Annotated in this window: 16 protein-coding genes and 1 pseudogene; 7 read left to right on the top strand and 10 right to left on the bottom strand. The window is 70.4% G+C overall.

Annotated elements, in window-relative coordinates:
• The first annotated feature begins 12 nt into the window (after window positions 1–12).
• Both AAHG09_RS09480 and AAHG09_RS09485 read left to right on the top strand, forming a co-directional pair.
• Window positions 13–846, top strand: coding sequence for a hypothetical protein (locus AAHG09_RS09480; RefSeq protein WP_010682421.1), 834 nt, complete (start codon window positions 13–15; stop codon window positions 844–846).
• Window positions 847–938: 92 nt separating this feature from the next.
• Entirely contained in the window at window positions 939–1,673 is a 735-nt protein-coding gene (locus tag AAHG09_RS09485) for a DUF4396 domain-containing protein (RefSeq protein WP_010682420.1), read from the top strand.
• A gap of 157 nt (window positions 1,674–1,830) precedes the next feature.
• On the opposite strand, the gene AAHG09_RS09490 is transcribed toward AAHG09_RS09485, so the two are convergent.
• From AAHG09_RS09490 to AAHG09_RS09515, 6 genes and pseudogenes are all read right to left on the bottom strand, one after another.
• Entirely contained in the window at window positions 1,831–2,001 is a 171-nt protein-coding gene (locus AAHG09_RS09490; protein WP_191991901.1) for a hypothetical protein, read from the bottom strand.
• Between the two features lie 10 nt (window positions 2,002–2,011).
• A pseudogene (locus AAHG09_RS09495) lies at window positions 2,012–2,922 on the bottom strand (cation diffusion facilitator family transporter).
• 41 nt (window positions 2,923–2,963) lie between these two features.
• Window positions 2,964–3,518, bottom strand: a complete 555-nt coding sequence (locus tag AAHG09_RS09500) for a hypothetical protein (RefSeq protein WP_010682419.1) — start codon at window positions 3,516–3,518, stop codon at window positions 2,964–2,966.
• A gap of 3 nt (window positions 3,519–3,521) precedes the next feature.
• Window positions 3,522–6,770 (bottom strand): efflux RND transporter permease subunit, encoded by a 3,249-nt coding sequence (locus AAHG09_RS09505; RefSeq protein ID WP_010682418.1) that lies wholly within the window; start codon window positions 6,768–6,770, stop codon window positions 3,522–3,524.
• A gap of 11 nt (window positions 6,771–6,781) precedes the next feature.
• Window positions 6,782–8,125, bottom strand: coding sequence for an efflux RND transporter periplasmic adaptor subunit (locus AAHG09_RS09510; protein ID WP_010682417.1), 1,344 nt, complete (start codon window positions 8,123–8,125; stop codon window positions 6,782–6,784).
• A 124-nt stretch (window positions 8,126–8,249) separates the two neighbouring features.
• Entirely contained in the window at window positions 8,250–8,630 is a 381-nt protein-coding gene (locus tag AAHG09_RS09515; protein ID WP_010682416.1) for a hypothetical protein, read from the bottom strand.
• Between the two features lie 164 nt (window positions 8,631–8,794).
• On the opposite strand from AAHG09_RS09515, the gene AAHG09_RS09520 reads away from it, so the two are divergent.
• A complete protein-coding gene (locus AAHG09_RS09520; RefSeq protein ID WP_010682415.1) occupies window positions 8,795–8,983 on the top strand; it encodes a hypothetical protein in 189 nt (62 codons plus the stop codon).
• 109 nt (window positions 8,984–9,092) lie between these two features.
• On the opposite strand, the gene AAHG09_RS09525 is transcribed toward AAHG09_RS09520, so the two are convergent.
• The 3 genes from AAHG09_RS09525 to AAHG09_RS09535 form a co-directional block, all read right to left on the bottom strand.
• Complete coding sequence (locus AAHG09_RS09525) at window positions 9,093–9,779, bottom strand: ZIP family metal transporter (RefSeq protein WP_039892563.1); 687 nt, start codon at window positions 9,777–9,779, stop codon at window positions 9,093–9,095.
• Between the two features lie 13 nt (window positions 9,780–9,792).
• Window positions 9,793–10,755: a cation diffusion facilitator family transporter gene (locus AAHG09_RS09530; protein ID WP_039892560.1), complete on the bottom strand. Its 963-nt coding sequence runs from the start codon at window positions 10,753–10,755 to the stop codon at window positions 9,793–9,795.
• 103 nt (window positions 10,756–10,858) lie between these two features.
• Entirely contained in the window at window positions 10,859–11,281 is a 423-nt protein-coding gene (locus AAHG09_RS09535; RefSeq protein WP_010682412.1) for a MerR family transcriptional regulator, read from the bottom strand.
• Window positions 11,282–11,346: 65 nt separating this feature from the next.
• Here AAHG09_RS09535 and AAHG09_RS09540 point away from each other — a divergent pair, with 65 nt between their 5' ends.
• The gene (locus AAHG09_RS09540; protein WP_342106778.1) at window positions 11,347–13,482 is read left to right on the top strand and encodes a heavy metal translocating P-type ATPase; all 2,136 of its coding nucleotides are present in this window, start codon (window positions 11,347–11,349) and stop codon (window positions 13,480–13,482) included.
• A 918-nt stretch (window positions 13,483–14,400) separates the two neighbouring features.
• On the opposite strand, the gene AAHG09_RS09545 is transcribed toward AAHG09_RS09540, so the two are convergent.
• The gene (locus AAHG09_RS09545) at window positions 14,401–14,685 is read right to left on the bottom strand and encodes an ArsR/SmtB family transcription factor (RefSeq protein WP_010682409.1); all 285 of its coding nucleotides are present in this window, start codon (window positions 14,683–14,685) and stop codon (window positions 14,401–14,403) included.
• 765 nt (window positions 14,686–15,450) lie between these two features.
• Here AAHG09_RS09545 and AAHG09_RS09550 point away from each other — a divergent pair.
• From AAHG09_RS09550 to AAHG09_RS09560, 3 genes are all read left to right on the top strand, one after another.
• Window positions 15,451–16,239, top strand: a complete 789-nt coding sequence (locus tag AAHG09_RS09550; RefSeq protein WP_010682407.1) for a hypothetical protein — start codon at window positions 15,451–15,453, stop codon at window positions 16,237–16,239.
• Window positions 16,240–16,256: 17 nt separating this feature from the next.
• Complete coding sequence (locus AAHG09_RS09555) at window positions 16,257–16,574, top strand: hypothetical protein (RefSeq protein WP_342106779.1); 318 nt, start codon at window positions 16,257–16,259, stop codon at window positions 16,572–16,574.
• A 412-nt stretch (window positions 16,575–16,986) separates the two neighbouring features.
• Window positions 16,987–18,015 carry a hypothetical protein gene (locus AAHG09_RS09560; RefSeq protein WP_010682405.1) on the top strand — a complete coding sequence of 343 codons (1,029 nt, stop codon included), beginning with the start codon at window positions 16,987–16,989 and terminating at the stop codon, window positions 18,013–18,015.
• Window positions 18,016–18,090 lie beyond the last annotated feature (75 nt).

Here is an 18,090-nt window from a genome sequence, read left to right on the forward strand (position 1 = left end):
GGAGACGCCCCGATGTCGACGACCACGCGCGCCGCCCTCACGGCCCTCCTCGCCCTCACGGCCGGCCCCGCGCTCGCCGCCGACCACACCAACCTGGAGGAGGGGCTGCCCATCACCATCGAGGACGCCTACCCGATCAAGGAGAACGGCCTCGAAGTTCAATCTTACTTTCAGTACAACCGCATCCGGAACGACCCGCGCGGCGCCAGCAGCCTGATGGCGGTGCCGCGCCTTGAATGGGGCGCGTTCAAGAACTTCCAGCTCTCGGTCGAGGCCCCGTACCGGGTCGGTACGGCGAGCGACACCGACCAGGGCGAGTTCCGGGCGCAAGGCTTCTACAACTTCAACCAGGAGGGGCTGGTCCTGCCCGCCATGGCGGTCGCACTCGGGGTGAACACCCCCTACGGCCGGATGGCCGGCGGCACGGAGACCGAGCTCAAGTTTCTGGCGACCAAATCGCTCGGCACCCCAGACCCGGAGGGATTGTCGCCGTACTCCTACGTGCCGCGCCAAGTGCACTTCAATGCGTCGTGGTTCCACAACTACGACCCGACGACCGGCCGGGAGGCCGAGCGGCGCGACCGCTACCGGGTCGGCGTCGCCTATAGCCAGCCGATCTCGAATTCCGTCGTCCTCGTCGCCGACGTCTACCGCGAGACCGACCGCGAGCGAGGTCGGGCGGTGAACCTTGCCGAGATCGGCGCGCGCTACATGGTGACCCCGCAGACTGTGCTGGTCGGCGCCGTCGGCGTCGGCTTCGGCGGCGACCGCAGTCAGGATTTCCGGGTCACAGCCGGCCTGCAGCACTCCTTGAGCTTCCCGTATTCCTGGGATCCGCCGCGTTGACCCTGGATTGAACAGCATGGGTGTGTTGCGTCACTTCTGGGAACCTTACCCCTAGGGGGTATGTTGCACGGGCATTGCCGAAAGGGTGCCGCATGTTCCCGGAATGGTTCCACGCAGTCTCGATCCTGGCCCTGCTGCTCGGTGCAGCCTGCTCGCTGCTGCTCTCGGTCCAGGTGATCCGGCACCCGCAGCACATGACGGTGATGAACGTCGTCTGGCCGGTCAGCGCTCTGTTCGGGACGCTCGTCGTCGTCTGGGCGTACTACCGCTACGGCCGGCTCGCGACCATGGAGGCGCACCACCACGCCAAGGAGCGGGGCGAGAAGCCGCCGAACATGACCCAGACGCCGTTCCCGGTGATGGTCGGCAAAGGCGCGCTCCACTGCGGCAGCGGTTGCATGCTGGGCGATGTCGCCGCCGAATGGCTCGCCTTCCTCGTGCCGGCGGTGGCGGTCTGGTTCGGCTGGCATTCCTTGTTCGAGGAGAAGATGTACGCAGTCTGGGTGCTGGACTTCGTCTTCGCCTACGCTCTCGGGATCGCATTCCAGTATTACGCCATCGTACCGATGCGCGGCTTGTCGCCCGGCCAGGGGCTCGTGGCGGCGGTGAAGGCGGACACCGCTTCGCTGATCGCCTGGCAGGTCGGCATGTACGGCCTCATGGCGCTGGTGCAGTTCTGGCTGTACCCGCACCTCGCCGGGCAGGCGGCCCCGGTGAACTCGGTCGAGTTCTGGTTCGCCATGCAGGCCGCCATGGTGGCGGGATTCCTGACCAGCTACCCAGTGAACTGGTGGCTCGTCGGTTCCGGGATCAAGGAGCGGATGTAGTCTCCCTGATGGTGGCCTGGCTCCGATGGTGTTCCGGTTTCGACGGCCGAATGCCGGCTGGTTCCGCTTCCGGCGAATGACGGGCAAGGCGCGACCAATCTGACAGGGTCCTTGCGGATAGCCGACGGGCGTCCCGGGGCTTGAGGGATCGAACGGCTCAGGAAAACCGTGCCGCCGCTATCAGCAGTGCCAGCGCCAACAGAACTAGCGCCATCGCCGCGACGAGCGACCTCGCCGCGGCCCTGCGAATTTCCGGACGGGCGTGTCGTCTGCGCCGCGAGCGCGGCCCCCAGTCGAGTTGTTCCCGGGCGACCTTCTTGCCGACCATCGATGCTCCCTTACACCGGAAGGCGGGCGGCCTCGACCGCAAGCGCCTCGTCCTCGACCTGGATGGTGACGTGCTCGATGCCGTGGCGTTCCTTCATCATGGGACGGACGCCCCGGATCACGTCGGGGCTACGGGCCACGTCGTCCACGATCACGTGCCCGCTCATGGCGTCGCAGCCGGAGGTCGGCGTCCAGGCATGCAGGTCGTAGGCTCGCCGGCCATTCGGCATCGCCTCGATCCCGGCCTTCAATGCATCGAGGTGGACGCCCGGCGGCGTGCCCTCCAGCAGGATGTGCAGCGCCTAGCCCAGGAGGCGCCAGGTGCGCGGCAGGATGAACAAGCCGATGCCGGCGCCGACGAGCGGATCGACCCAGACCCAGCCCTTCGCCATCACCACCAGGGCGGCCACGATCACGCCGAGCGAGCCCAGCATGTCCGAGAACACCTCGAAGCAGGCGCCCTTGACGTTGAGGCTGTCGGACGAGCCGCCGGCCAGGAGCTTCATGCCGGCGAGGTTCGCGCCGAGGCCGGCAAGCGCCACCAGCACCATCGGCCAGCCGAGGATCTCGGTAGGCTCCGCTAACCGGAGGTACGCCTCGAAGAGGATGTAGGCCATCACCCCGAGCAGCACGACCGCGTTGGCCAGTGCCGCCAGGATTTCGAAGCGCATGGTGCCGAAGCTCTTGCCGGGCGTCGGCGCCTTGCCCGCGTAGTGGAAGGCGAGCAGCGCCAGCCCTTCGCGTCCGTGACCATGTAAGCGGCACCGGCCAGCAGCGCGAGGCTGCCGGTGAGCAGGCGGCCCACGACCTCCGCGCCCATGTAGGTCAGCGTCAGCGCGAGCGCCCAGGCGAGGCGCCCCTTGTCACGGGCCGCCGCCGAGACCGCGGGGATGCCGCCCCCGTGAGTATGTCCGTGTCCCATGTTCGCTTCCGGGTGTTCGCTGCCGTTCGGGCAGGGCGGCGTCAGGGACCGTCCGCGTCGATCAGGTCGGCCACGTGCGCGCCGGCCGGGTGGCCGGTCGCCGCGTGGTGCGTTTCCGAGCAGGTCGCGTAGCCGGGTCCGAAGGCGGTCATGACGAGCTCGCGCCTTCCGTCCGCGGCCTCCCGGCTCGCCAGGAGCGCGCGGCCCTCAGGCCAAAGCTCGGAATCGGCAAGCGGCCCCCGGCCCGGCTCGCCGTAGCGGCGCACGCCCTCGTCGTGGATGGTCCCCCGCGCCCGCGCGAGGGCCTCGCCGTCGAGAGGCACGCCGACCCAGATCACCTGCTGGAGACCCTCGTCCCGGCAGACCACGAGGACGACTTCCGCCGTCGCCGGACCGGTGGCCGGCCCTTGTCCGCGCTGGTAGTAGAGTGCCGTGAGGTTCGCCTCGCGGTCGACCTTCAGGGGGCGTGGCACCTCGCCGACCGGTCCCCAGGCGAGGCCGAACGGCGCATCGCCCGGTCCGCTACCCGCCGCGGCCGCCCCATACGACAAGGCGAGGACGGCCAATCCCGCCGCCGGGAGATAGACCTGCCGCATCGACTACTCCGCGGCCTTGAGGTGCGGCGAGGCGGCCTCCGGCTGCCGGCCGTTCACCTTCGCGGGCTCCGCCTTGCCGAAGCGCGCGTAAAGGGCCGGCAGCACGACCAGCGTCAGCAGGGTGGCGCTTATCAGGCCGCCGATGACCACGGTGGCGAGCGGGCGTTGGATCTCGGCGCCGGTCTCGGTGGCGATCGCCATCGGAACAAAGCCGAGCGAGGCGACCAGCGCCGTCATCGCCACCGGCCGCAGCCGGGTCATGGCGCCCTCCAGGATCGCCTCCCGCTTCGGGCGGCCCTCTGCGACGAGCTGCTTGATGAAGGTCAGCATCACGAGGCCGTTGAGCACCGCCACGCCAGAGAGTGCGATGAAGCCGACCGCCGCCGGCACCGAGACCGGCATGCCCCGGAGCCACAGGGCGACGATGCCCCCGGTCAGTGCCAGCGGCACGGCGCTGAACACCAGGAGCGCATCCCGCGGCGAGCCCAGAGCCGAGTAGAGCAACAGGAAGATCAGGAAGAAGCAGACCGGCACCACCACCAGGAGGCGCTGCTTGGCCGAGGCGAGGTTCTCGAACTGACCGCCCCAAGTCACGTAGTAGCCCGGCGGCAACTGCACCTGGCTCCCGACCTTCGCTTGCGCCTCCGCGACGAGCGAGCCGATGTCGCGGCCACGGACGTTGGCGGTGACGACGACCCGGCGCTTGCCGTTCTCCCGCGAGATCTGGTTCGGCCCCTCCGTCACCTGGAAGCTCGCCACCTGCTTGAGCAGGACCGAGCTCGCCCGGCCGTTCGGGCCCGGCGGCAGCGGCACCGGGATGTTCTCCAGGGCCTCCCGGTCCTCGCGCACCTTGTCGGTCAGGCGCACGACGATGGGGAAGCGCCGGTCTCCCTCGAACACGACGCCGGCATCGCGGCCGCCGATGGCCGCGCCGATGACCTCCTGGATGGCGCCGGTGCTCAAGCCATAGCGCGCCGCCTCGGGCTTGTTGATCTTGATCTCTAGGAACGGCAGGCCCGCCGCCTGCTCGACCTTGACATCTTCGGCGCCCTCGACGCCCTTCAGGACCGTCGCCACGGCGTTGGCAGCCTTCAGCATCGGCTCGAACTCCTCGCCGAACACCTTCACGGCGAGGTCGCCGCGGGTGCCGGCCAGGAGCTCGTTGAAGCGCAGCTGGATCGGCTGGGAGAACTCGTAGACGTTGCCCGCGAGCGCCCCCACCGCCTTCTCGATCTGCTCCTGCAGGTCGGCCTTCGACAGGCTCGGGTCGGGCCACTCCTCCTGTGGCCTGAGCATGACGAAGGTGTCGGAGGAGTTCGGCGGCATCGGGTCGGAGGCGACCTCGGCCGTGCCGGTCTTCGAGAAGACGTAGGCGACCTGCGGGAACTTTGACACCACCTTCTCGACGTTCAGTTGCATCGTCTGCGACTGGGTGAGCGAGGTCGAGGGGATGCGGGTGGCGTTGAGTGCGATGCTCTTCTCGTCGAGTTGCGGGATGAATTCGGTCCCGAGCCGGGTGAACAGGAGACTTGCTCCGACGAGCAGCAGCAGGGCCGCCCCGATGAATGCGAACGGACCCCGCACCGCGGCGGCGAGCACCGGCCGGTAGACCGCCTTCAGCGCCCGGATGATGAGGTTGTCCGTCTCGGTGACCTTGCCGGAGATGACGATGGCGATGAGCGCCGGCACGAAGGTCAACGACAGCACGAAGGCCGAGACCAGAGCGATGATCACCGTCAGGGCCATCGGCTCGAACATCTTGCCCTCGACGCCCGTGAAGGTCAGGAGCGGCACGTAGACCAGGATGATAATCGCCTGCCCGTACAGGGACGGCTTGATCATCTCCTCGGCCGACGCCCGGACGGTCTCAAGGCGCTCCTCGATGTCGAGACCGCGGCCCAGGGCGTGCTGCCGCTCGGCGAGGTGGCGCAGCGCGTTCTCGGTGATGATGACCGCCCCGTCGACGATCAGCCCGAAATCGAGCGCTCCGAGGCTCATCAGGTTCGCCGAGATTCTGGCCTCGACCATGCCGGACATGGTCATCAGCATCGCCACCGGGATCACCAGCGCCGTGATGACGGCCGCCCGGATGTTGCCGAGCAGCATGAACAGGATGACGATGACGAGGGCCGCGCCCTCGGACAGGTTCTTGGCCACCGTCTTCACCGTAGCCTCGACGAGGCGGGTCCGGTCGAGGACGGTCTGGACCTCGATCCCGGGCGGCAGGCTCTTGCGGATCTGGTCCATGCGCGCGTCGACGGCGGCGGCCACCGTGCGGCTGTTCTCGCCGATCAGCATCAGCGCGGTGCCGACGACGACCTCTTGGCCGTCCTCGCTCCCCGAGCCGGTGCGCAGGTCGCGCCCGATGCGGACCTCGGCGATGTCTTTGATGCGCACCGGCACGCCGCCCCGGGTCGCGACGACCACGTTGCCGATGTCGTCCATGTCCTCCAAGCGGCCGGCGGCGCGGACGACGTAGCCCTCGCCGTTATCCTCCAGGTAACGGGCGCCCTGGTTGGCGTTGTTGCTATCCAGCGCACGGGCGACGTCGGAGAAGGACAGGTCGAGGGAGGCGAGCTTATTAGGGTCCGGCTGGACGTGGTACTGCTTCTCGAAGCCGCCGATGCCGTCGACCCCGGCCACCCCCGGCACGGTCCTGATCTGCGGGCGGATGATCCAGTCCTGGACGGTGCGCAGGTAGGCGGTCTGCTCCAGCTCGGTCCTCAGGCGCTGGCCCTCGGGCGTGAGGTAGCTGCCGTCGGGTTGCCAGCCGGGCTTGCCCCCGGCCGAGACCTTCCGCTCGCCCGGCTTCGCGTAATGGATCGACCACATGTAGATCTCGCCCAGCCCGGTCGAGATCGGCCCCATGGCGGGCTCGGCGCCCGGCGGCAGCTCCCGCTTCACCTGGGACAGGCGCTCGGCGACCTGCTGGCGGGCGAAGTAGATGTCGAGCTTCTCCGCGAAGACGGCGGTGACCTGCGAGAAGCCGTTGCGCGAGAGCGAGCGGGTGTATTCCAGCCCCTTGATGCCGGCGAGCGCGGTCTCGACCGGGTAGGTGACCTGCTTCTCGATGTCGACCGGCGACAGGGACGGCGCCGTCGTGTTGATCTGCACCTGGTTGTTGGTGATGTCCGGGACGGCGTCGATGGGGAGCCTGGTCACCGCGTAGCCGCCGAAGGCGGCCGCGAGCAGCGACAGGAGCAGCACCAGCCAGCGCTGGTGGACGGAGAAATCGAGGATCTTCGAGATCATGTCCGGCCTCCTCAATGGTCGTGGTCGGCTTCGCTCTTTCCGAGCTCGGCCTTGAGGAGGAAGGTGTTGGCGACCGCGATGTCTTCGCCGGGCTTGAGGCCTGAGACGACCTCGTAGGCGTCGTCGTCCGAGCGCCCGAGCTCGACCTCGCGCTTCTCGAAGCCCTCGTCGGTGCGAACGAAGACGACGCGCTTGCCCTCGACGGTCTGAAGCGACGCCTTGGCGACCCGCACGGGCACTTGATCCGTCGCGGTCTCGACCTCGGCGGTGACGTAGGTTCCCGGACGCCAGGCCATGTCCTTGTTCGGCAGCGAGACCACCACCCGGGCGGACCGGGTGTCGGCGTTCAGGAGCGGGCTGACGAACACCACCTTGCCCTGCTCGCTTCGGCCGCCCCGGTTCACGTTGACCCGGGCCCCTTCCCGGACCTCGTCGAGGTCCGAGGTCGGCACCGCGAGCTCGATCCAGACGGTCGAGAGGTCGGCGACGGTGTAGACGTCGGCCGGGTCGCCTTCCTTGCCGACGGCGGTGCCCACGTCGACCTTGCGCTCGACGATGCGGCCGGAGATCGGGGCCCGCAGCGCGTACTGGCGCAGCGTCGAGACGTTCGGCGTGGCCTCGTCGCGCTTCTGGGCCACGGCGACCTCGGAGGCGTTCAGGCCCAGCGCCGAGAGCTTCTGCCGGGCGAGGTCGACGCGGAGCTGGTTCTCCTGGAACGTTGCCTTGGCGTTGTCGAAGGCCGCCTGGGACGCGGCGGCGGAGGCCAGCAGCCTCTGCTGGCGCTCGAAGTTGACCTTCTGGAGGTCCGACTGGACCATCGCGGTGAGGTAATCGCTCTTGGCGTCGGCGACCTCGCGGCTGTCGAGGACGGCGACGACCTCGCCCTTCTTGACGTCGTCGCCCAGGCGCTTGCGCATCTCGGAGACGGTGCCGACGACGCGGACCGGGACGCGGGCGATCCGGTCGGTGTCCGGGGTGATGGTGCCGGGCACGAGGATGTGCCTCGACAGCACGCCGCCCTCCGCCTTCGCCACCTTGATGTCCTGGCCCTCGACCTGGTCGGCGGTCATCTTGACGTGACCTTCCTCGCCCTCGGCCTCCGAATGCTCGTGCTCGCCGTGGGCATGGCCTCCGTCGGCCTTGGTCGCGGCCGCCTTGCCGTGGTCGTGCCCGTCTCCTTCCTCATGGCGAGACTCGCCCGGCGATGCGGGGCCGGGTCCGGCGGCGAGGGTTGAGGCGGTCGGCGGAAGCCCGGCGGAGGCGAGGAGCCCGCGGACGAAGCCGGACACGGCCGGAACGGCGGCGCCAACGAGGACGCCGGCGGCCACCAGGGCCGCGGTGATGAGAATGCGCATGGTGCCTGCTCGTCGGGACGCCGGTGCCGTGACGGCCTTCGGGTCGGTCCCGTTGCGGTGACGTGAGGATGCGGTCCCGGGGCCTTGGCCCAGGGTTCAGGACGCACGCCTTCGCGGCGTCACCTCAGGCGCGCGGCGGACGCGGCAGGCGGTCGGGAAAGATTGAGGAATGGGCCGTGGCGGCTTGCCCGTAGCACGGTCGCGAAAGCGACACGGGAGGGACGGCCCCGAAAGCGTCCAGCGGCATGGCGACGTGGCAGCCGCAATGGACGTGGCAGCTTATGCCGGGATCCGCCTTCTGAGCGGAGGCCGGCATCAGGTCCGGTGCCTTGACCAGTTCCGTGCGGTCATGGCCGGGATGGCCCTGATGATAGGCGAGATCCTCGGCGAGGCCTGCCGTCGGGACGGAGACCGCCAGCGTCAGGACGAGCGCGAGCGCGCGGGCGGCGGTCGCCCACCACCCCGTCCACGCCCCGAAGGCCCTCTGGCTTCCCGCCGAACTCATCCCGTCCCTTATGCGCGACTCAAGGGCCGTATCACAAGTCGCGGAGGAGAGACGCCGGTCGATCCGGTCACATTCCCGGCCGACGACGTGCTGAACGTCACCTTCAGCCGCGGTTCAAGGGCGTCGCGACAGCCTTGCTCTACAGTCACAGGGAAGGACCGGACATGAGAGCACGCCTTTTCATCCTGGCAATGGCCGCAGCCATCCTCGCTCCGGCCGCCGCCTCGGCCCAATACTACGAGGGCGGCTACGGCGACCGGCGACCGCACGAACATGTCGACGTCTACCGCCACGGCGACCATGACGACGTCGTCGTCCGGCATCACCATCCGCGTCGCTACGAGGACAGGTAGTTCTACGGCGAGCGGCGCCACCATCACCACCATCGCGACTTCGACGATTGATGCGTCGGCCGGACCGGCCGTCCGCGCCGGCCCTGCGCCACTCGTCGGGTCCGCCGGTTCAGCCGACCGTCTCGTCGAGCAGCAGCAGGAGCAGAAAGCCCGCGAAGAACATCGCCGTGACCCATGGACGGTCTTCCGTCTCGTGCGCCTCGACCAGCAGCTCTTCCGTGACGAGGTAGAGCAGCGCGATCAGGCCGAAGGCGAGGAAGCCCGCTTGGACGGTCGGTGGAAGCGCGCCGACCGGTCCTCCGAGAAGCGCCCCGAGCGGCAGGAGCAGGACGAGGCCTGCGGTGGCACCGACCACCTTCCACTTGGAGACGCCGCCCTCGCCGAATTTGTTCGCGACCGTGAGCCCGAGGAACAGAACCTCGATGGTCAACGCGACGGTCAGGAGGATGCCCGCCTTGGCCCCGGCGGCGAAAGCGATGCCGAGGACGAGGCCGTCCACCAGGATGTCGATGCCGGTGACCGACATCAGCCCCACCGGACCCTTCATCCGCCGTTCCAGGGTTCGCACGCCGAGCATGGCGGCGACGCCGACCGCGCCGCCGAGGAGGGTCGCCCAAGGGGAGCCGGCATGCTTGAGGTCGGGCAGGATCTCGCCCGCGGCCGCGGCGAAGACGACGCCGGCTGCGAAGTGCTGGATCGCGCTGACGAGGACGGGTCCCGGCCGCAGGTTGACCGCGACCGCGGCGCCGACGACCGCAGCCACCACCGGGATCAGGGTGTAGGCCCAGGCGGGCAGGCCCCCGCCCACTTCAGACGACCCGGTCCGAGGCGAGGGCGCAGTCGGTGTCCTCGCGCGTCTCGACCTGCAGGGTGACGTGACCGATCCCAAAGCGTTCCTTCAGCGTTCGGGCCGCCCCCATCAGGAAGTCGTCGCCCGGCTGGCCGCCCGGCACCACCAGATGGGCGGTCAGGGCTGTCTCGGTCGTGCTCATCGGCCAGACGTGCAGGTCGTGCAGCCGCACCACGCCGGGCAACGCTTCGAGGCAGGCCCGTACCTCCGGTAGCCCTATGCCCGGCGGCACTCCGTCCAGCGAGAGGCGAACCGAGTCCCGCAGCAGCCCCCAGGTGCTCGCCAGGATCACGACGGCGATGGCGATGCTGATGGCCGGGTCGAGCCACTGCCAGCCGGTATGGCGGATGATCAGGGCGGCGACGATGACGCCGACCGTGACGCCCGCGTCGGCGGCCATGTGCAGGAAGGCGCCGCGAATGTTGAGGTCGCCCTTGCGACCGCTCATGAACAGCCACGCCGTGCCCGCGTTCACGGCCACGCCGATGACGGCCACCCAGATGATGGTTCCGCTCGCGACCGGCTCGGGGTCGATCAGGCGCCGCACCGCTTCCCAGAGGATGGCTCCGACGGCGACGAGCAGGATGACGGCATTGGCGAGCGAGGCGAGTATGGGCGCACGCTTGAAGCCGTAGGTGCGCTCGGCGGTCGGTGGCTTGTTCGAGAGCCAGGACGCAGCCCAGGCGATCAGCAGGCCGAGCACGTCCGAGAGGTTGTGGCCGGCGTCGGCCAGGAGGGCGAGCGATCCGGAGAGGATGCCGAAGGTCGCTTCCAGGACCACGTACAGCGTGTTCAGGGCGATGCCGATGGCGAACGCCTTGCCGAAGCTCGTTGGCGCGTGGACGTGCCCGGGTCCGTGGGCGTGGCCGCCGTGGGATCCGTGGGCGTCGCCGCCGTGGGAATGGTCGTGGTGTTCCGTCATCTCCGCTCCCGGTTCGGCAGGCCCGTCGGCGATGCCTAGTTCCTCCAGCGACTGGAGAAGCAAGGGGCAATCCGGGAGGCGCCGGAAGGTTTCGATGATCCGGTCAGTGCCTGTCGTGCAGACATTCCCCGTGGTCGGCGAGGACCTCGATGATGCGGCATTGCCGGACGGGGCCGCCCGAGCACTGGTCGAGCATGGCCCGGACCTCCTTCCTCAGGCCCGTGAGCCGGGTGAGTCGGTCGTCGATGTCGGCGAGGTGCCTGCGCGCGATGGCGTCGGCCTCGGCGCACGGTTGCTCGGGATGGGAGGCGAGGTCAAGCAAGGCCCGGATGTCATCGACCTCGAAGCCCAGCTCCCGGGCGTGCCTGATGAACTTCAAGCGATTGACGTCGGCGTCGCCGTAGGTACGGCGGTTGCCCTCGGTGCGCACAGGCGTCGGGAGCAGGCCGCGCTCCTCGTAGAACCGGATCGTTGGTACCTTCACGGCTGTCCGCCGCGACACCTCGCCGATGCTGAGCGCCTTCATGGTCCTTGCTCCTCCAGTCGCTAGAGGATGTAGGGTCCGATCCAGAGATGCGGAAGGCACCCGCCATGAGCGACGCGACGACCCTGGAGCGAACCGAGATCCCCGCCACGCGCTTGCGCGTCTCGGGCATGGACTGCGCCTCGTGCGCCGCCAAGGTCGAGACCGCCGTCCGCCGCCTCCCGGGCATCGAACGCGTCGAGGTCTCGGTCGCGACCGAGACGCTCACGGTCATGCACGGTCCGGCGACGAGCGTTGGGACCATCGTCGCGACGGTGCGCGGGCTCGGGTACGGCGCCGAGGATCCGGATGCCGCGGCGACGGGTGCGGACGCCCCGGATAAGCCCTGGTGGCAGGCGCCCAAGGCCTTGCTGGCTTTCGCCTGCGGGGCGGCCGTGGCGTCGGCCTATGTGCTCGGCCTTGCCGTCCCCGCGACGGAGCGCTGGTTCTTCCTTGCCGCGATGCTGGTTGGCCTCGTGCCGGTCGCCCGCCGCGCCCTGTCGGCGGCCCGGCACGGAACGCCCTTCTCCATCGAGATGCTGATGACGGTCGCCGCGGTCGGCGCGACCCTGATCGGCGCGACCGAGGAGGCGGCGACGGTCATGTTCCTGTTCCTCGTCGGCGAGGTACTTGAGGGCGTCGCCGCCGGCCGGGCACGGGCGAGCATCCGCGGGCTCACCGGGCTAGTGCCGGACACCGCCCTGCTGGAGCGGGACGGCGCGACCGAACGGGTTACGGCGGCTAGCCTGCGCATCGGGGGGACCGTCCTGGTTCGCCCCGGCGACCGGATCCCCGCGGACGGGACCGTCATCGATGGCGAGAGCACCGTCGACGAGGCCACCGTCACCGGCGAGAGCGTGCCTAGACCCAAGGCAGTGGGCGACGCGGTCTTCGCCGGAACGGTCAATGGAGACGGCGCGATCCGCGTGCGGGTGACCGCAGCCGCGCGCGACAACACCATCGCCCGGGTCGTCCGCCTGGTCGAGGAGGCGCAGGAGGCGAAGGCCCCGACCGAGCGGCTGATCGACCGGTTCGCCAAAGCCTACACCCCGGCCGTGGTCGCGGTGGCCGCGCTCGTCGCCCTGGCTCCGCCGCTCGTCGCCGGGGCCGCGTGGTCCGAGTGGGTCTACAAGGGGCTGGCCATCCTGCTGATCGGCTGTCCCTGCGCCCTGGTCATCTCGACGCCGGCGGCCATCGCCGCCGCGCTGTCGGCGGGTGCCCGCAGGGGCCTGCTCGTCAAGGGCGGCGCCGTGCTGGAGCGGCTGGCGGCAGTGACGAAGGTCGCCTTTGACAAGACCGGCACCCTTACCGAGGGCAAGCCCGTCGTGACCGACGTCGTGGCGTTCGGCCGGACCGGGCGGGACGTGCTCTCGCTGGCCGGCGCGCTTGAGGGCGGCTCCTCGCACCCGCTCGCGAAGGCCGTGCTGGCCAAGGCTGCCGAGGTCGGGGCGCCGGTCCCGCCGGCTTCCGGGACGCGGGCACTCGGCGGCAAGGGCGTCGAGGGCAAGGTGGGGCGGCTCGATCTATTCCTGGGTTCGCCGCGGGAGGCCGCCGCTCGGTGCACCTTCACACCTGAGCAAGAGGCGCGTGTCTCCGCCCTGCAAGGCGAGGGCAAGACGCTGTCCGTGCTCCTCTCGAACGGGGCGGTGGCCGGCCTGCTCGCCATGCGCGACGAGCCTCGGGCCGATGCGAAGGAGGGCGTCGACCGCCTCGCATCGGCGGGCATCGGTGCCGTCATGCTGACCGGCGACAACGCGCGCACGGCCCGGGCCGTGGCCGGCGCCCTCGGCATCGAGGCGCGTGCCGAGCTCCTTCCAGAGGACAAGCAGCGGATCGTGCGCGAACTCCGTGCCGGCGGCTTAGTCGTGGCGAAGGTCGGCGACGGCATCAACGATGCGCCGGCGCTCGCGGCCGCCGACGTCGGCATCGCGATGGGCGGGGCCGCCGACGCGGCGCTGGAAGCGGCCGATGCCGCGGTCCTGCACGGGCGCGTCGCGGACGTGGCCCGCATGGTCGAGCTCGCTCGCCGGACGCTGGCCAACATCCGCGCCAACATCGCCATCGCGCTCGGCCTGAAGGCCGTGTTCCTGGTCACGACGGTCCTGGGGGTCACCGGCTTGTGGCCGGCCATCCTCGCCGATACGGGCGCCACCGTGCTCGTGACCGCGAACGCGTTGCGGCTCCTGAACCCGAGCCTCGACTAGCGGTGGGCCGCGGGCGCGGTTCGGGAAGACGCGGACCTGTCACAACCCCCGTTCGACGGAATCCCTTCGTCGGGCCGGTCGAGGCGTTCCACGCTGGCGAGGACCGATGGAAAGCCATCGACCGCCTGCAACGGGTCGGACCGCGTCGTCCCAACCCGACCTGCTCGGCGATGCGTCAGGCCGCAACCGGTCGGACGGGTGCTGGACGCTCGGCAGGCGAACAATCACGGCGTGTCGGCGCCGGTGCGGTTCCGGCTCCGTTCGCGACCCGCTGGGCAGCGAGGGCTGGTGAGCTCGCTGGGATCCCGGTTCGCCGCGCAGGCCGCCATGTTCGCAGGACTTACGACCATCTGCCCGGCGGACGAGTGGTCCGTCGGTTTCGGCATAAGGTGGCGCATGCAGGCCGCGCGGCGCCTACCGCCGGAGTAGGAGGAGGTAGACGAGGATCGCGCACATAACCGCGAACATGGCGATCCGGTAGCCTGTCTCGTCCCGGGAGGTCGGCGGCGGTTCGGGCCCGATGGCGGCGCGGCACGTCGGGCACCGCGATGCGTCGGCGCTAATGGGCCGTCCGCAGCGATGGCAGTTCGATAGGAGCATGGACGGCCGCCCGCCGGCCCGAGCCGGAACGTCACGCGGCGTCGCCCGGCCGAGCCGCACGCCTAGCCCATGCCGCCCGTCGGGACCGCCGCCGCAAGGGACCCGGCTGCCCAGGTTACGGCGTCAAGACCATTCGACGAAGTACGTCCTTCGCGTTAGGGAGGCGTGAGCGTGGGGGCCGTGCACTAGCCGGGGAGGTGGCTGCCGAGATCCCGCGTCGCCGACCTTCCGGCAGGGGCCCCGGGGGCCCCGCCGACCGGAGGCTGGCCATGAGACCCCGAGGAAGGTTAGGGCCACTCCGCCGAAGAGACCGAGCCATCAGTCCACGCCGCAGCCCTCAGCCAGGAATGCGACGAGGCTACGCATCGCCGGCTGGACCGCGCGGGACAGCAGCGTCGTGGCCTGGCGCTCCTGCACGGCCAGACCGGTCTCGATCAGGCGACGCAGGTGATGGGACAGCGTCGAGGCCGGGATGCCGACGCGCCGTTGGAGTTCCCCGACCGGCAGGCCTTCCCGCCCCGCGCCGGCGAGTGCCCGATAGACCTTCAGGCGGGTCGGGTTGCCGAGTGCTTCGAGTTGCCGGGCCGCCAGTTCGATGTCCATGGCGCCGCTATGGCGCAGGCGGCAGAAGACCGCAATCCATCTTTCCGGAAATTTCGAATAAGCCGTGGACGATCGCGATCCTCCCGCATCGTCCGGCGTCGGGGATGCGCCCACGTCCTCCGCTTCGCCACCAGTGGGTCCGGTCGGGACCTGAACGCAGGGGATGGGAATCGCCTCCGGCAGACCGATCCGTTCGCCGGGTGCGGAGCCGCAGGCGGGCGAGCGTTGTGATGGCGGGCTCGGTTAAGCGAAGCGCCGGCCGGCTATCCCGCCAGTCTTCGGGGCCAGGCCGGGCCATGGTCCGTCCCACGGAATAGACGAGAAACGCCCGTCAAGAAGCACGCGGAACGGCCATCTCTCCTTGATGCGCCGGCCCAGCTTCCAGCGGAGACGGCCGAGCGTCAGCCCCTGGAAATGCCGCATTGGCTCGACCCGCCTCGGCTCGATTGCCGTCAGCACCGCCCCACCGTCATGGGGCCTCCGGACGGCGAGCGTGTGGACGGCACGCATGAAGCCACGCCTGAAGCGCCGGCGGGATCGCGGCCATCAGGCACGTCGCTGCCCGCCACCGCCGCGCGACCTCTCCCGCACGGCGGCCGCGCCGACCCTGACCCGGTCGAACCGGACACTCGCCGCACCCGGTGGCGATCCGGCTTCGGCGCAAGCGGGACCAGGAATTCGATAACCAGATTATTTCTTATTTCTAGCATTATGGAAATACATGTGCCAAGATTCCATCGATGCAACGGCCTACAGGAGGACGCCGTGATCGTGACCATCCATTCCGACGATCGTACCGGCCTGCTGGCCGCAGCCCTGTTGGCCGGCGGCCTCGCGGCCATCGGCGCCCGACCGACCGTGGTCGCCGTCGCCGCCAACGGGTCCCAGGCCTGTGGCCTGGCGCGCCTCGCTGGTCCCTTCGACCTGCTTAGCCCCGACCCGCTGGACGCGGCGACCGTCATGGCCGGGTTGGCGATGCGCCGGGCCGGCGACGTCGTCGCGGTCCTCCCCACGGACCTGCTCGGCGGCCACGGACCGGACCGTCGCGACCACGTGGGCCTCGTGGCGACGGCCTGTCGGCTGACCGCGGCACAGGCACTCCATGCAAACGTATCGGGCGCGTGGCACCTGCGCTGCGACGACGGGCCCGGCCACCCGGCTTGGCGCAAGGCCCCGCGCGTGCTGCCGCTCCGCCTCCCGCGGCTTTCGCCGCTCGAACAGGTACGACTGCTCGCGGGCGACCTCGACGCCGCAGCGCGGGATGTGGCGGTCGCGCTGACGGCCACCCTCCTGGCGGTCTCGGCCGACCCGTACTCCGAGCGCTTTGAGGCGGCCGACCTGGCCGCGATCCTGGCGCCGGCGGACACGGACGGGGACCTGCGCGAGCGCCTCCTCGACTGCGCCGCGGCGCTGGGCGACCCGCGCTCCCTGGCCACCTCCTTCGGCGTCGCCGGGCACGCCCCGGCGCGCGCCCGCGGGACCCGCCCGGTGCCCGCGCCCGCCCGGCCCGGCGCCACGCAACCCGCCCGCCTTGCCGCCCGCCTGCGCGCGTAACCGAAAGGACCTGAGCGATGACGAGCCACACCAAACAGAACCGCGCCGCCCCCGCCCACGGGCCGCGCGTCGCGGCGCCCGGATCCGGCCGCCCCGGTCGGTCGGGAAGCGCCCGGCGAGCGCGCGCCGGGGCGGCATCCCCGCGTGCCCGGATCTCCCGCGTGCCGGTGCCGGCGGCGGTCCCGCGCCCTTTGGCGAACCCCTTCGAGGAGTTCTACGCCCTGTCGGCCGAAGGGGTCGGCCTGCTCGATCCGGGCTTCGACGACTGGGACATGGACCCGCGTGTCCTCCTCGGCCTGTCGCCGCGTCTCGGGTCCAAGCGCGACGACGCCTGATCGCCACGGGGTCGAGGTCGGTTCCGAGGCGAGAGGCTTTCTCGGCCAGGCGTCCCCGTCGGCGATCTCGCGGGGCGCCTCGGACCACCCGGGGCGGGTCTTTGTCCGCGAGTCGGGCGGGGACGTGCCACGCGTAACGTACGCCGTTATGCGTTGCGGCGCGGTGTTCGCCGGGCGGTCGGACGCGGCGCGAAGCGCCGGTACTTAGGTATTCGACGCGCCTGAATACTTCGACGCATCGGTCTAATTAACCATCAAGCTATGGACTGACTTGATCCGATTCAGAAAGTGCTGTTCATTTCCGCTCTTTTGCCTTAAGATTCGCAAATCACTCAAACCTGTCCGGTCATGCGCACCCGGTGGATCTTCCACCGGGCGCGTTTGCGTCCGGACCTGGTCATGGAGATTGCCCTTGATCGCAGCCTTCTTCGGCACCGCCGGCCGGACCCACGCCGCCTACGCCGCACTCCTCCTCGCGGATGCGTACGGCATCCTCGGCCAGCCGGTCACCCTCCTGCGCGTCAGGCTGCCCGAGGAGGCTCCGCTGCCGCGGCGGGCGATCACGGAGGAGGGGCTGACCGTGAGCGAGCGCGAGGCGGGCGACGCCCGCGAGGCCGGCCTCATCGCGGCCGAGGCGATGGCCGGCGAGGGGGATCTCATCCTCGACCTGCCCGCGGTCTGCATGGCCGACCTCGGGTTGAGGGCGCGCGTCGAGGCATCGGTGCTGCCGGTGGGCCCGACCCCCCTTGACGAACATGCCGCGGCCGCGGCGCTCGCGGGCATGGAGCCGTCGGTGGAGTTCGGGCTCGACCTGGTCCCGCCGCCGTGGCTCCTCGGCTGCGGCCGCAGCGGCGGGGCCGCCGCGGCGGCCGCCTTCGGCCACCGCATGCGCGCGCACGACGCGCTCCCGCCCGGTCGCGGCCGCGTCCGCGCCTTGCCCATGGTCGTGCCGGCCTTCGGTCGCGCCGAGGCCGAGCGCATCGCTGAGGGCGACCGCACGAGCCGCAGCCTCGTGGCCTCGGTGGCCCTGCTCGCGGCCCTGCGCGCCGCGGCCTCGGACCGCCACGCCGACGCGGTCGATCCCGTCGCCTATGCCGCCGCCCTCGGCGTCGACGCCGAGCAGGCGCGCGCCCCGGACGAACGCGAGGCCGGCGACCGGCTGCGCGAGCTCGCCGACGAGCTCCAGGGCATCCGTGACCAGGTCAAGCCCGCGCCGGCGGACCTGCGCGACGCCCCGCGGCTGGAGCGCTGGCGGTTCACGAGCCGATCCGTGAGGGTGCTGACCGGCGAGGTCTTCGGGCATCCGAACTTTCCCGATGGACGGCGCATCACGACCAGCGACCTGTACGCATCGGATGGCCGGCGCTGGGCGCGGACGCTTTCTAGGTATTTTATCCTAGGTCAACCCGACGTCGGCGCCGAGCGCCTCGACCGGCACTAAGCTTCCGCCATCCCGTTCGATGAACCCCGCCCGCGCGCCTCGGCACGCGGGCGCGGGGCCTTGTTGCCCATCGCG

Origin of the sequence: Methylobacterium guangdongense (assembly GCF_038442355.1) — a bacterium.
GTDB lineage: Bacteria > Pseudomonadota > Alphaproteobacteria > Rhizobiales > Beijerinckiaceae > Methylobacterium > Methylobacterium guangdongense.